This is a genomic window from Nocardia arthritidis, from assembly GCF_011801145.1.
GTDB classification, from domain to species: Bacteria; Actinomycetota; Actinomycetes; order Mycobacteriales; family Mycobacteriaceae; genus Nocardia; species Nocardia arthritidis_A.
This window is the reverse complement of sequence record NZ_CP046172.1, coordinates 2,230,361-2,244,251: the sequence shown is the minus strand read 5'-3', so window position 1 is coordinate 2,244,251 and position 13,891 is coordinate 2,230,361. Positions and strand designations below refer to the sequence as shown.

8 protein-coding genes are annotated in these 13,891 nt (G+C 58.4%); all 8 read right to left on the bottom strand.

Annotation, left to right across the window (positions count from 1 at the left end):
• Positions 1–555: 555 nt before the first annotated feature.
• The 8 genes from F5544_RS09955 to F5544_RS09920 all read right to left on the bottom strand — a co-directional run bounded on the left by F5544_RS09955 (position 556) and on the right by F5544_RS09920 (position 13,890).
• Positions 556–1,197 (bottom strand): DUF2461 family protein, encoded by a 642-nt coding sequence (locus tag F5544_RS09955; RefSeq protein WP_174867306.1) that lies wholly within the window; start codon positions 1,195–1,197, stop codon positions 556–558.
• Between the two features lie 115 nt (positions 1,198–1,312).
• A complete protein-coding gene (locus F5544_RS09950) occupies positions 1,313–1,510 on the bottom strand; it encodes a hypothetical protein (RefSeq protein WP_167472930.1) in 198 nt (65 codons plus the stop codon).
• A gap of 11 nt (positions 1,511–1,521) precedes the next feature.
• Positions 1,522–1,806 carry a phosphopantetheine-binding protein gene (locus F5544_RS09945; RefSeq protein ID WP_167472929.1) on the bottom strand — a complete coding sequence of 95 codons (285 nt, stop codon included), beginning with the start codon at positions 1,804–1,806 and terminating at the stop codon, positions 1,522–1,524.
• A gap of 12 nt (positions 1,807–1,818) precedes the next feature.
• Complete coding sequence (locus F5544_RS09940; protein ID WP_167472928.1) at positions 1,819–2,973, bottom strand: aminotransferase class I/II-fold pyridoxal phosphate-dependent enzyme; 1,155 nt, start codon at positions 2,971–2,973, stop codon at positions 1,819–1,821.
• Positions 2,970–4,484 (bottom strand): AMP-binding protein, encoded by a 1,515-nt coding sequence (locus F5544_RS09935; RefSeq protein WP_167472927.1) that lies wholly within the window; start codon positions 4,482–4,484, stop codon positions 2,970–2,972. Before F5544_RS09935 ends, F5544_RS09940 begins: the two co-directional genes overlap by 4 nt.
• Before the next feature lie 78 nt (positions 4,485–4,562).
• Positions 4,563–5,615: a ketoacyl-ACP synthase III family protein gene (locus tag F5544_RS09930; RefSeq protein ID WP_167472926.1), complete on the bottom strand. Its 1,053-nt coding sequence runs from the start codon at positions 5,613–5,615 to the stop codon at positions 4,563–4,565.
• Between the two features lie 246 nt (positions 5,616–5,861).
• Complete coding sequence (locus F5544_RS09925) at positions 5,862–9,956, bottom strand: non-ribosomal peptide synthetase (RefSeq protein ID WP_167472925.1); 4,095 nt, start codon at positions 9,954–9,956, stop codon at positions 5,862–5,864.
• A 13-nt stretch (positions 9,957–9,969) separates the two neighbouring features.
• Positions 9,970–13,890: a non-ribosomal peptide synthetase gene (locus F5544_RS09920; RefSeq protein WP_167472924.1), complete on the bottom strand. Its 3,921-nt coding sequence runs from the start codon at positions 13,888–13,890 to the stop codon at positions 9,970–9,972.
• Position 13,891: the final 1 nt, after the last annotated feature.

Below are 13,891 nucleotides of genomic sequence, written 5' to 3'. Positions count from 1 at the left end.
CTTGTCGGCGAAGAACCGTGCTGGCCAAAGGCTTCCAGCTCCGCGGAGAGTGTCGTCAAAAACAACTTGCCGACGACCGTACGGTGAAGCCATGGGAGCGAACCAGGGGGAACAGCCCACAATCCGATGCTTCACATTCGCGAGGCCGAGCATGACATCGAGAAGTTCCTGGCATGGTTCCACAACGACTGGGCCAGCGCCCAACCGGGAAGCGACATATGCAAGGACACGACCGACCTCGGATTCGACAGTGGCAGTGACGCATTCACCTACCACTACTTCCACGCAGCCGGGGATCGCAACCCGAACCGGATGGAGCATAAAGAAATTCGTTCAAACCACACGCCGATACCCCACCGTCGACGCCGGCAACCAACACTCACCGCCGCAGACCCGCTACCAGCCGACCTCCACGAGATCCTTCGCCAAATCCACAGCCCCGACGCACCTGCGCACTAATCTGGCCGAAGTCAGGTGAAGTTACTAGGGTAGAATACGAACCGCCAAGCGGTTGAGGAAATTGTGAGCCACATTTACTACGGCTGAACGCGAAGATCAACCGCTATTCGAAGCACTGCCGACATGATCGACTAGCCAGGACATTAATGGGTAGAGCTCATCAGTTGCGGCGAGCACCCGATCGATTACGGTGGGCGTGTATAGCCATTCATCGCAGCCAAGGTGCTCAATAGCCAGCACCGAGCGATGACGTAATAAGTCTGCCCGTGGGTGATTCCGCGGGTAGCCTCGCGGAACTCGACTCATTACATCGCCTTCGATCCCGAATCCACGTTCTTCCAAGTTCTCGATAATCTCCTGAAGCTGACTGCCAGCCACATCGTCTGCCACAGCCGCTCGAAAGCTATCGACTTGACATGAGTCCGGATACCACCATGCACCTTGTATCCGCAGACCATCGAGATCGAAACGTAGGCTAATTTCTATATTTCGCCCCAGCCGGGCAACCGCGCATTGGTGCTGCCACCACCACGGATTAGTACGGAAATGCGAGACCGAGTGATCCTCGAATATGCTTGACACGGTGGCCAGCTCTTCAAGCAACGCGACCATTGGCTGCCGAACCAGACGTTCACGATCATTGCGCACCGCCGCCCGAACGTGCGTCGAGGGGACACCCTCCAGACGCAATAGAACATCGAACGCGGCATCCGACCAGCCCGTGAAGCGACCTTTCACAACTGTGCATTCTGCCTCACCGACTCGCCGCCCTGTCAACCGTGCCCACGAGCGCTTGGCGTTCCCTCCCTGAAGGCATCCATGCGCGTCACTGCCCGACGCATAGTTGATCCACCTACGATGCGCAGATCCAGATCGAGAACCCACTATTGTTAAGCGCGGCTTTCATGTCGAGCTCGTTCTCGATCGGTGCGAGGCTCGTTCCCGGATCAAGCTGATCGCGATCAGTCGCTGGAGTGAGGTCGCAGGCGACAAACAGCGCAATCGCCACAACGTCGGCGGACAGACATTTCATGATCCGCGTTGACAGCACGGATCCGAAACTTATGCCACATTACGTTGGGATAGTATATTTGCAACAATTCTAGCCATGCCATTAATTGACCTGAATGTTGAGTCATTCAATTGCTCTTCCGAAAGCTTCAGGCAATACGTGCCCTCGATGAATTCGATCAGTCGCACTGCACCCATGGAATCGAGGTATCCCATCTCGAACAAGTGCACCGAGCGATTGAATTCGATTTCATTAGCATCGATTTGTCCGATGCGGCGGACACGAGCTTCCAAATTGTCGGCAATCGACTCTGCACTAACGTTTTCAGTATTCATCAGAACCATACCCTAACTAACGACGCAGGACAACCGTTCCATGACGTCATCGACGCGATCTGCACCAACATTAAGAGCAAGCCGAAAATATCCAGGCTCATAAAATATGCTTGACGGCATGATCAGCAGACCTTCCCGAGCCGCCTTCCGGACAAATTCGATATCATCGCCACCTGGGCACTCCGCGTAGATGAAGCACGACCCCTGTCCCGGCGTGACCCTGTAGCCCAGTTCGTCAAGCCCCCGCCTAAAGACCTGTTGGTCGAAAGCCAAGCCTTCTCGGTGTGGCTGCATTCCCGCCAGAGCGCCGGCAACCGCTTGCATAAGCGCAGTCGGTGCGCAGAACCCGGTAACACGCATTGCTCGCTCAAGCTGTAGGCGTACCTCGTTACCATCCGGAAAATTCGGCGACAGGGCGATGTATCCTGTCCGTTGTCCCTGCATGGACCATGCCTTACCAAAGGAATATACACTCAGCGCTGCAGGGTAATAGCTGAGCGGGGTGCTAAACGTAACGTCAGCCCACGTCTGGTCGCGATGCACCTCGTCACTAATCAGGACCGGCGCGGTCCGCCCATATGCAGTAGCGGCCGTTAATACCTCTGCCAAACCAGAAAGTTCTGCAGCCGTCATCAGAACACCTGTTGGACAGGACGGTTGGCTCACTATTATCCCTGCCGTCCGCGTGCTGCAAGCAGCGGATACGGCATCGAGATCCAGGCGCTTGTCCGGCCTGGACGCCACCATGCGGGCCACGAGCCCGAAGCGTTTCAAATAGATCGGGTAGTCCATCCAACAGGGCGTCACAAGGATGATTTCGTCGCCTGGCTGAAATAGTGCGAACAATGCAACGCACAATGCTGCAGTCGCACCCGGCGTCAGTACCACGTCTCTATACCCGAAACACAATCCAGTCCATTTAAGCGAAGCCGCAATCCTCCGACGTACAACCGTCGCGCCTCCAAACGGAGTGTATTGCAATGAACGTGGTTCTAGCTTTTCAGCGATTTCTTGTAGCAGTTCGCGCGCTCGGACGTCGCGGTGAAAGAGCGGGTTAGGATAGGAAAGGTCGATTAGATCGACGCCCGCGGCTCGGACAGTATACCGATGGAGTTGAGCGAACTCCTCCAAAGGAAGTAATAGCTCCTCGTCGAATTGACGCCTCATGATATAGCCTTTGAATAGGACGTCGAATACTTCTTACGGATCGCACTTCGATCTAATTTCAGCGTGCTAGTACGGGGCAGCGCGGAGACCATGATGATTTTATCTGGTTGCAGATGTCCCGGTAAATACTTTTCGCAGTGCTCCCATAGGCGATCCTCCACATCGATATCGGTAGGAACTACTACAGCGACAATCGAAGCATCGGCAGATGAGTTCGACACGCCCATCACTACAGCCTCGCTCACAAACTTGCAAGCGAGCAAGCTTGCTTCTATCTCACTTGGGTTGACCCGGATGCCGCGGGATTTGAAGAGCTCATCTCGCCGCCCTACGTAATACAACAATCCATTCTTATCGCGTCGGACATAGTCGCCCGAATAGACGACGATCTCAGAAACGGAACCAGCGACAGCGCCGGAGATGGGGCGGAATACTCGTGCCGTGGTGTCTTCGTCACGCCAGTATCCGGCAGCTACCGTGACGCCCCCGTGCACCAATTCCCCCACAACATCCGAAGCACATTCCGTGCCATCTTCGCCGACCACCATTAGCTTTGTCTCAGCAATTGGTATGCCAATTGAGTCGGGATACAAGTCCACGAGATCAGGGGGAAGATATGTCGATCTAAAAGCTTCGGTTAGCCCATACATGAGGTATATATCGAGGTGAGGGTGTGCAGCGCGGATTGAATTGATAGTCGAGGGCGGCAACATGCCACCAGAATTAGTAATATAGCGGAGATGTGGCAGCGCCATCTTCGGCAGCGGGGATGGGTGCTTAGTCAGCAATGCCCACATCGGAGGCACACCAGCCAAACCGGTGATCTCAGCCTCGTGTAGCAGTCGACAGACGTCAGGCGCAAACCCGGACCGTCCTATCACAACCGTCCCGGCCGCATAGAATGTTGACAAAACTTGATTCAGGCCGTAGTCGAAGTTCCATGGCAAAATAGAAAGCACACGATCTGACGGGTTCAAATTTAGATAATTGGCCACGATTCTCGCGCCGGCCAAGAGATTGCCGTGAGTAACCATGATCCCTTTAGGCTTACCCGTCGAGCCGGATGTGTAAATCAGCGCGGCGAGATCCCCGCTTTTGGTGGACGTCGAAATATAACCTCCAGCCTCGGCTAGCGGAAGCTCCGACACATCCAAAATATGCGCACGCACCTCGACTCGATTGCGTAGCCTTTTGTGGGTAACCACTAGCTTGGCCTGGCTATGCTCAAGGATATACGAGATTTGTGGACCCTTCAGACTGTCGCCCACAAAGACGACAATTCCATTCGCGAGGTGGACACCAAAAAAAGCTGCAAGAGCCGATATGCTCCGAGGTAGAAGGATTGCGACACGATCGCCCCCTTCCAGACCCGACATTCGATACCATTTAGCATATCGTCGAGCGAGACCAAGCAGATTATCGTAAGAGAGATTGTCCTTTCCAGACTCGACAGCGATCTTCGGTCCGTGGCTACACGCCCGTTCGATAAGTAAATCGGCCACACTTTCCATAAGTTCCCTTAGGTTAGAGTAAGTCTGCTATTTTTCTCGTAATCACACTTCCCACTCACGACCCTGGTCCGCACCCGATCAGGCGGCTGTCAGCGACCATTCGGGCCGCTCAATGATCTCCAGCACGGCACAGGCGTACGTGAAGCCCATGCCTACTCCGCACAATGCAACGCGATCGCCAGGGTTTAGGGCTCCAGTCTCCAGCAAGTAGGTCAGACCCGCGATCTGGTCGGCCGCGCCAAGGTGGCCGACCTCGCGACCCCAGTTCCAGGTCGTAGCGACCTCCTCGATAGCGAACTCGTGATTGAACTGCCGGTCCACCATTGACTGCCCGACATTAGTGAGTATCCAGCGATCGATATCGCGACAGCTCAGGTCCGCGTCTGCCAACGCGCCTCGGACGCTGTCACATTGTCGTTTCGTCATCGACTCGACAACCTTCATCAGGAGTGCCATGTTATCTATCAGGTACTCTTTGCGACGGGCTCGTAGATCTACTGGACCAACGACAGTATCCGAGCCAACGATCCCAGTGCCGATGTCGTTTCCTATGTAGACCGCACCGTAGGTGCCATCGCTTATCACATTGGTCGACAACAATTTCGCAACCCCACTGCGCCGGGTCAGAACAAGACCGGTACCACCGTCACCGAACACGACACCCTTGTCGGATCGGTAGCGGTCGAAGGCCGGTAAGGCAAAGATATCGCTGGTGGTCAGCAACGCCGCTGAAGTCTTGGAACTCGCCTGCAAGTATGCCGCGCCAATCTCCAACGCCGCCAACCCGCCATTAGAGTACTGCTTCACCTCCATCGCAGCTGCTACGCCGCCAATGGTTCGGCCCTGAACGTACGATGCAGGCGCGAAATGATCGAGGCCTTGGTTGCTGCAACTAGAGTGAAGGACGATTACGAAGTCAGGCGGTGCGACCTCCGTCCGCTTGAGCGCTCGTTCAGCCGCAGTCACAGCGAACGCAATCGCCGGACCCTGATCCGCTACACAAACCGACCAATAACCTTCGACAGCAGCTTCTTTGGCGTCATAACGTCCCTCCTCGACCGCCGTACCGACGTTCTCACGGCGCCCCAATTTCGCGGCGCACGAGTCGATATAGATGTCGTTCCAGCGCATGCGAGCTCCTTACCTCTTCCAAACATCGCAAGGTCTTCCCGAAACTCTATTTGTTTCTCGATCCCACCCAAACAAAATATCCTACCGAGAGCGGAATCGAAAAGGCGGCGCCATACTCAAGTCTCAGGTCGCCCCGGTTATTTGCAGCAGAATCGTTGAATAATGGTGATGCGTGAAGCAGTACATCAAGTTCTCAAAGCAGATGTCTCTGACTCTGAGCTTTTTAGATTGTGGAGAAGCCTGACCTCAACCGTCGTCGGACACTGTCCTCCTGTGGAAGCCGCACGCGGCCTCGACGAGGGCACTCAGGATCTTTTCGCCATGACTGAAAGCGAAAAAGTGGCCTCCATCAATCATGTGAAGTCTGAATGCGGCGGAAGTCCAATTTGCCCAGGCCGCGCAATCGCTGACGAGTACAGCGTCATCGGCACTACCAGCGAAAGCATGGATAGGGATTCCCGGCAGTTCAGTCGGTATCAGAGGCCTCCGACACGATACACTAACTGACAGGTCAGCGCGCAACGGTGGTAGGAACATCGATACCGCCGACGGGTCTTTAAGAATCTCTGGGGGAACAACGCCCGAATCTGCAAGGGACTCCAGTAGTTCCCCGTCAGTCGCGTCTGTGTTGTCGGCCGCCAGACTTGGAGGCGGCGCGGCGGCTACGGCAAATAGCAGAGGCGGGCGGGCGGTGCGTCTGACTACCTCATAGCCGATGAGAGCCCCGGCACTGTGACCAAAGACAATGTATGGACGGTCGCTATAGGTGTCAATACTTCGAGCGATCTGGTCGGCGAGCGGGTCGATGTGCGTCATAACTGGCTCATCGATGCGCTCCTCCCTGCCGGGAAGGTGTATAGCGACGACCTCCACTCCGGCAGGATTGGATACCTGCCAGCCGCGCAGCGCACTCGGCCCCATTCCCGCTCCGGGAAGAACAAATACCACTAGAGATCCAGCGGGCGTGAGTCGTCGCAGCCACTTGTCGGGCTCAAACCGCCTTGGAATATAGCCCAAGTGAATGCCCGGCTCCATGGCACCCACTTTGCCTGCAGCCTCGGTAAGTCGAGCAAGGTCAGCAACCGTCGGCATCGAATAGAACTCGCGCAGGGTAACCACAGCGCCCAGACGCTCCCTAACTCGAGTAACTACTTGCGTCGCCAAGAGCGAGTGGCCGCCCACGGAGAAGAAGCTGTCCAGAACGCCAACCCGCTCGATGCTCAGCACCTCGCACCAGATCTGGGCCAATAGTCTTTCGCGCGGCGTGCGAGGGGCAACGAATCCGGAATCGAAGCTTTCAGCGTCCGGCAAAGGCAACGCCCGACGATCCAGTTTCCCACTGGTCGTCAGAGGTAATTGGTCAAGCGGCACGAAAGCAACTGGCACCATGTACTCAGGCAACGACTTCCTCAGCCGAGATCGGAGATCCGCCATCGAGAGTTCCCCAACCCGAGCAACGTAACCGACCAATCGTCTATCACCTGGCCTGAGCTCATGGGCCACGACAGCCGCGTCCGTAACACCGGGGACGGCCCGAAGGGCGTTCTCGATCTCGCCCAGCTCAACCCGGTACCCGCGAATCTTCACCTGATGGTCGAGTCGGCCGAGGAACTCCATAGCTCCGTCGGACCGCGCCTTGACCAGATCGCCGGACCGATACAACCGCGAGCCCGGCGGGCCATACGGATCGGGCACGAAACTTGCGGCAGTAAGCCCTGGACGTCCAATGTAACCACGTGCCAGCTGAGTTCCACCTATGAAAAGCTCTCCAGCCACACCAATAGGGGTCGGTCGCATTCTGTCGTCCAAGACATAGAGCGTGGTGTTCGATACCGGGCGACCGATCGGAACCCGGCCCTGTTCACCCCTACCGCACGGCCAAGAGCTGACTTCGATCGTTGCCTCTGTGGGACCATAACGGTTGTAGAGTTCGCAACCAAAGATTTCAAAAAAACGGTCGGTTAACTCCCTCGATAGTTCTTCGCCGCTGCAAATCACCCGGCGTAGTGAACGACAGCTGCCGCTCGCGCTTTCGTCGGCCAGGAACGCTGCAAGCATCGAGGGGACAAAGTGTGCAGTCGTGATTTGCCGGCGTTCGATAAGCTCGCACAGGTAGGCTGGGTCGCGCTGCCCGCCCGGGGCAGCGAGCACCAGACGAGCGCCCGAAATAAGAGGCCAGAAAATCTCCCAGAGCGAGACGTCGAAGCTGATCGGCGTCTTCTGGAGCACCGCGTCGCTGCTGTCCAGGGCGTACGAGCGCTGCATCCCCTCGATCCGGCCGACCACCGCACGGTGAGTAACGGCCACACCTTTGGGACCGCCGGTGGAGCCGGAGGTATAGATCAGGTAGGCGAGGTTGTCGGAAGAAGCCACGGGCTGGGGCCGGTCGATGGGCCAACCAGACCATTCCCCCGGGTCGTCCAAGGTAATGACGGATAGATCGGGTGCCACGCTCTGCTGCGACAGCAGGCTTCGCTGCGAGAGCAGAATCGAGGCTCCGCTGTCGGATATCATCAGCGTCTGCCGGTCGAGAGGATAACCCGGGTCTATCGGGACATAGGGGGCACCAGACTTCAGGATGCCGAGCAGTCCTGCGACCAGGTCCAACGACCGTTCCGCACGAATAGCGACCGGCCGTTCCGGGCATGCGCCAAGTGCTCGGAGCCGGTTGGCCACTTGGTTGGCCCGTGCTTCAAGAGCAGCGTATGTGAGCGTCTGGCCTTCGAACTCGACGATAGTGCGGTCAGGTTGGCGATTGGCCTGATCCTCGAACAAGGCGTGCAGACAACGGTCCGAATCAGCGGCCATCTCGGTCGCATTCCAGGTGACCAGCACCATCTGTCGTTCGGCGTCCGACAGCAGGTCCAGCTCACCGATCGGCGTATCGGGGGTCGCCGCCACGGCCCTCAAGAGCAGGAGGTATCTCTCGGACAAGCGAGCGATAGTGTCCCGATCAAAAAGACTTGCGGCGTATTCAAAACTGCCCACAACCCCCTCAGGCGTCTCCGCGACGAAAAGCGAAAGGTCGAACTTGGCCGCCGAATCCTCCGGCTCAACCATAGTGAGAGTGAGGGAGTCGAGCCCTGGGGTCTCCTGGATCAGGTGCGAAAACATTACCTGGAACAACGGCTGCCATAGGTTTCGCCGACCGGGGCCGAGGCCGGCTACCAGCTGGTGGAATGGCAAGTCCCGGTGTTCATATCCCTCAAGGACCCTGACCCTGACCTGCCTCAATAGCTCGGCGAAGGAGGACACGGCACTTAGATCCGTCCGCACGACGACCGTGCTGAGGAAATAGCCGATCAGGCCCTCTGTCTCGGGATGGACGCGTCCGTCAACAGGAAGGCCCACGCTGATATCCGTCTGACCGCTCCATGACGATAGCAGGGCATGGTAGCCGGCGAGTAAGACCATAGCCAGGGTGGCTTGGTGGCGTCTACCGAGAGCCGTAAGCGACTCCATTAGCAGCGCAGGGATATAGAACCCGAACAGGTCGCCTTTGAAGTCGGGAACCGACGGCCGTGGATGGTCCAGCGGCAGATCGAGGCTGTCGGGTGCTCCGTCTAGCCGGTTTCGCCAGTACTTCAGGTGGTAGTCGAGATTGTCGCCCTTGAGTCGCTGACGCTGCCATATCGAGAAATCGGCGTACTGCACCGTTGGCTCAGGAAGCGGCGAGGAAATCCCCTGCAGATATGCGGCGTAGAGCGTTTGGAGTTCCCGAAAGAAGATGCCCGATGAAGTCCCGTCATAGATCAGATGGTGCGCATTAATTACCAGGAGGTATTCCTCTGCTGCAAGCCTCGCAACCTCGACCACAAATAAATCATCGTGTTCCAAGTTGAACTGCCGTTCCGCGTGTTTACGGATGATCGCCCGTACGTCCGGGGTACTCGTCTCCGTGACTTCGAACTGGACCTCGTCACTTGCGACCAGCTGAGAACCGACACCGTCCACGGACCGGAAACGAGTGCGAAGGATCTCATGTCGACGCACGATCTCGCGTACAGCCCGCCTTAGTACAGGCACGTCGAGCGCGCCCTCGATCCGTACGGCAGTAACTACGTTATAAGCAGAGCCAACGACCCCCAGCTGTTCCAGGAACCATAGACCCTCCTGGGTGAGCGACATTGGGAGCGTGGCGGACCGCGGGATGCTTCCCAGCGGGGGATCAGAGACAGCTCCTTCCAGCAGTGCGATGATCTCGGGCTTTCGCTTGCGTATTTGGACCAGCAGGTCGGTGTCTAGGGCGCCTTCTGAGCTGTAACGCAGCCGTCCTTCGTGGGTCCACAGCTGAACACCGTCCGCGCGAAGCCGGTTAAGGAGGCTCCATACCTCACTCATCACAATCCACCCGTCACAGTTCGGCGAAGGAAATCCGCTCATCAACGAGGTCACGAATCACGGCGGCAAGACTCAACGCGTGTTCCGGTTCTAATAACGTGTAGTGGCTGCCTGGGATCGGCCGGACCACTACACGGTCGATCACTCGGCCCCATCCGTAATCAGGGACAGAGTCGATTTCCTGGAGCCGATCAGTCTGATCGGCTGCCCGTAGCAATATGATTTCACCGTCGTAGGGCGCTGGTCGGTACTCCAAAAGCGCGTGGCGGTGACGTTCGTCGATCCGGGTCAGACGACCTTTTTCCTCCGCATCGACTGTCGGGATTCTCGTTGTGTGGATGGCTTCTCGCACCGACTCCCGGGCCGCGGCGGTGGCGTTTACAGCCAGCGGCGGCCATGCGTCGAGCATTAGTACTGCAGGTACCTTGATTCCACGCAGTCGCCACTGCCTCGCCATCTCCAGTGCGATGCATCCCCCCACCGACCAACCAGCCAGACACACAGGGCTCAGCCCGCGTATCTTGTCGATCTCTGTCAGGTACTGGGCCGCCAACTCTTCGATTGTGTCGGCATATGTCTCGCCGTCGACCGCCCTCACAGCATGGACCGAGTACTCCCTGCCGAGATGACGGGCGACGTTATGGAAGGGTAGAGCCGAGCCGTCCGAACCATGAACGAACACGACCAGCGGCCTTCCTGGCCTTGGCCCAAGAGCCACCAGGCTCCGTTGCGGATCGGGCCCCTGAGTGCGTAGCAGGTCGGCTAACTCCCGCACGGTGGGCGCGGCGAATACGTCCTGGACCTGTGGCTTGATTCCTAGCTGCCGTTGGCAGGCTGCAATCAGCCTAAATACGAGAAGTGAATGGCCGCCGAGGTCAAAGAAACTGTCGGTCACGCCAACATGCGAGAGGCCGAGGGCTGCGCCAAAGACCTCGGCTAGCTGTCGTTCCAACTCGTCGGTCGGCGCGACCAGGGCGGAGTTGGTCTGGATCGTGTCCTCCCGCCACAATCCGAGTAGAGCTTGTCGGTCGATTTTGCCGTTGACATTGACCGGCAGATTGTCTACGATCTGGACTCCGGCGGGCACCATGTGTCGAGGTAGCCGCTGCGCTAGGTAGCCACGGACTCCACCAACATCCAAGGTCTCTCCAAACTCCATCACGACGAATGCGGCTAGCGCTAAAGCCATATCTGCTCCGACAGGTATCACAGCGCATTCGGAGACCCCTGGCGCCCCGCGCAGCACGGACTCGATCTCTTCAAGCTCGACCCGGAGCCCTCGAACCTTAATCTGCGAGTCCACGCGGCCGCGGATCGTAACCGTGCCGTCCGCCATGTACTTGCAGAGATCCCCCGTGCGGTACATGCGGCGACCTGGCGGCCCGTACGGATCAGGCAGGAATCGCTCGGCGGTCAACCTGGGACGCTGAAAATAGCCATGCGCGATTCCGACCTCTGCACTGAGATACGCCTCACCTGGGATTCCGATCGGCATCATGTTCAACGCTTCGTCTAGTACGTATAGACGGAAGTGGGGGTGCGGACGACCCAGCGGCACAGTGGGGTTGTCTGGCGATGCCTTCAGAATCGCGGTGACTGCACAACCAGTTTCAGTCGGGCCATAGCCGTTAACCAACTCCGCGCCGGAGCGAGAACAGAAATCATCACGTAGGTCTGCAGTCACCATTTCACCGCCAGTGTGCAAGTAGCGCAACGACGGACAGCGGCCAGGTTCAAGCAGGTCGAGCACCGCACGCAGCACTGTCGGTGTCAGATCGACGACGGTAACGCTATGCTTCTCGATCTGCTCGATAAGCCCTGCTGGATCCCGCTCCGCACCTGGCGGGCACACCACGATGCGTGCGCCGACATACAGGGGCCAGAAAATCTCCCACAGCGACGTGTCAAAGCCGTACGAGGTCTTGAACAGGATCGCGTCATCCGTCTGGTACTTCAGCTGGCGTTGCATATACAGAATGTCGGCGACTGCAGTCTCTACTGGGCACGCCACCGCCTTCGGCTTGCCGGTAGACCCAGAGGTGTAGAGCAAATGAGACAGATTGCCGCCGGAACCTTTGTTTACTGGGTCATGCGCGGACATGGTCGCGGAGAGTTCCATCAGCTCGGCGTAGGGGAGTGCCCGGCCCGGCACCCGAACCTCCCGGCGCCTGTCGATGATCGTGATCTCGGGGGCGGTGTCTTCGAGCATGTGAGCCAGTCGCAGGTCCGGTAGTTCGGGATCGAGCGGAACGTATACGCCTCCGCTTTTGGTAACCGCATAGATTGCGACGAGCATGTCCATACTGCGCTGCATGAGCAGCGCCACCGGCGCTCCGCGCCGGACTCCTAGCTCCCGCAGTGCCCATGCGGCTTGGTTGGCCCGCGCGTTGAACTCCCGGTAAGCTAAGGTGCGTTCGCCTTGTTCGACGGCCACGGCGTCGGGCGTTCGCCGCACCTGAGCTTCGAACAACTCAGCTAGGGTTGCTTGGGCAATGGTGACCGACCTTCGCCCGTCAAATTCATGCAAGATGCGGTGGCGCTCGGCGTCGGAAACTAACGGGTGGCGGCCCACAGCCAAATTCGGTTGTGCGGCAAGTAACCCGCAGAGATGCTGGTAGATCTCGCAGAACCGGGCCACTGTCGGCTGATCGAACAAGTCAGCCGAGCACTCCATAGTGCCCGAAACGCGCTGTGCCGAATCCCAGAGCGTGACAGAAATGTCCCACTTGGCCTGGTTATAGTCGAGCAATGTGATTGGATTGATCTCGGCTCCAGAAAGCTGCAGTCCGTCGAGAGCGACCAAACCGAACTCCGCTTGGAAGACTGGATGGACGCCGATGCCATGCGGTGCCCCTAGCGCGGCAACGATCTGTGCGAAGGGCACAGTTTGATGGTCCTGTGCTTCGACTACAGTCGTGTGTACGGCCCTGACCAGCTTGCGAAAAGTGGTTGCGGGGTCGATGTACGTGCGCAGCGGCAGCGACTTGATGAAGCATCCAACGATGCGTTCGGCATCGGGATGGTCGCGGCCCGCAAGCGCGGTGCCCACGATCACGTCACGCTGGCCGCCCAATCGCATCAGCAGCACCTTGTAGGCCGCCAGGACCACTGTGAACAACGTGGTCTCTTCCTCCGCAGCCAGCCGCCGCAGCGCGGCAACCGTCTCCGGCACGAGGGCGAAAGCGACCGCGTGTCCGCGTCGACTCGACCGCTCAGGCCGGGCTCGGTCACTAGGCATGTCGAGGACAGGCAGGTCGCCTGTGAGTTTGTTGGTCCAGTACACCAGCTCGGCGGCGACACGGCCGGGGTCGGTGGTCCGATCGAGCCAAGCAGCGTAGTCGAGAAATCCTGCTTCTGGCGCGGGCGTCAGTGAGCCGCCGGCCAGGAGCGCGCTCAGCTCCTCGATGAGCACCGTGAACGATACGTAATCGGTGACGAGGTGGTGAAGGACCAGCACCACCAGTGTCCGGTTGCCAGGCATCGCGATCCCCGATGCACAGAACAGCGGTGACCCGTCAACCGGCAGCAGGGTCTGGGCGCACCCGTTGGCGATGTCCTCTGCCCGCCTTATAGCCTCGGCATCTGGCAGATCGCGCAGGTCATGCCAGCCAACTTGAGGTTCGAAGGGTGGCCGATCGTACTGATAGGGTTTGCCGTCCTCCAACGTGATGTAAAGCCGCAACGCGTCGTGGCGCTCGACCATGCTGGCCAGTGCGCGGCGCAGGTCCGCCGCCCCCAGCACCATAGGGACCCCGAGTAAATCGAAGACGTTGTACTCGGCGCTGTCGGGATACAGCTGGGTGAAGAACCAGATGCCAGCCTGTGATGGGGTCAGCGGCACCCGAGTGCCGCGCTCTCGGGTCGGTAACCGTCGAGCTGCAGAAAAACGCCGGTCGAGGATGCGCCGCATCAGTTCCCGCTGCTCTGGCGTCATA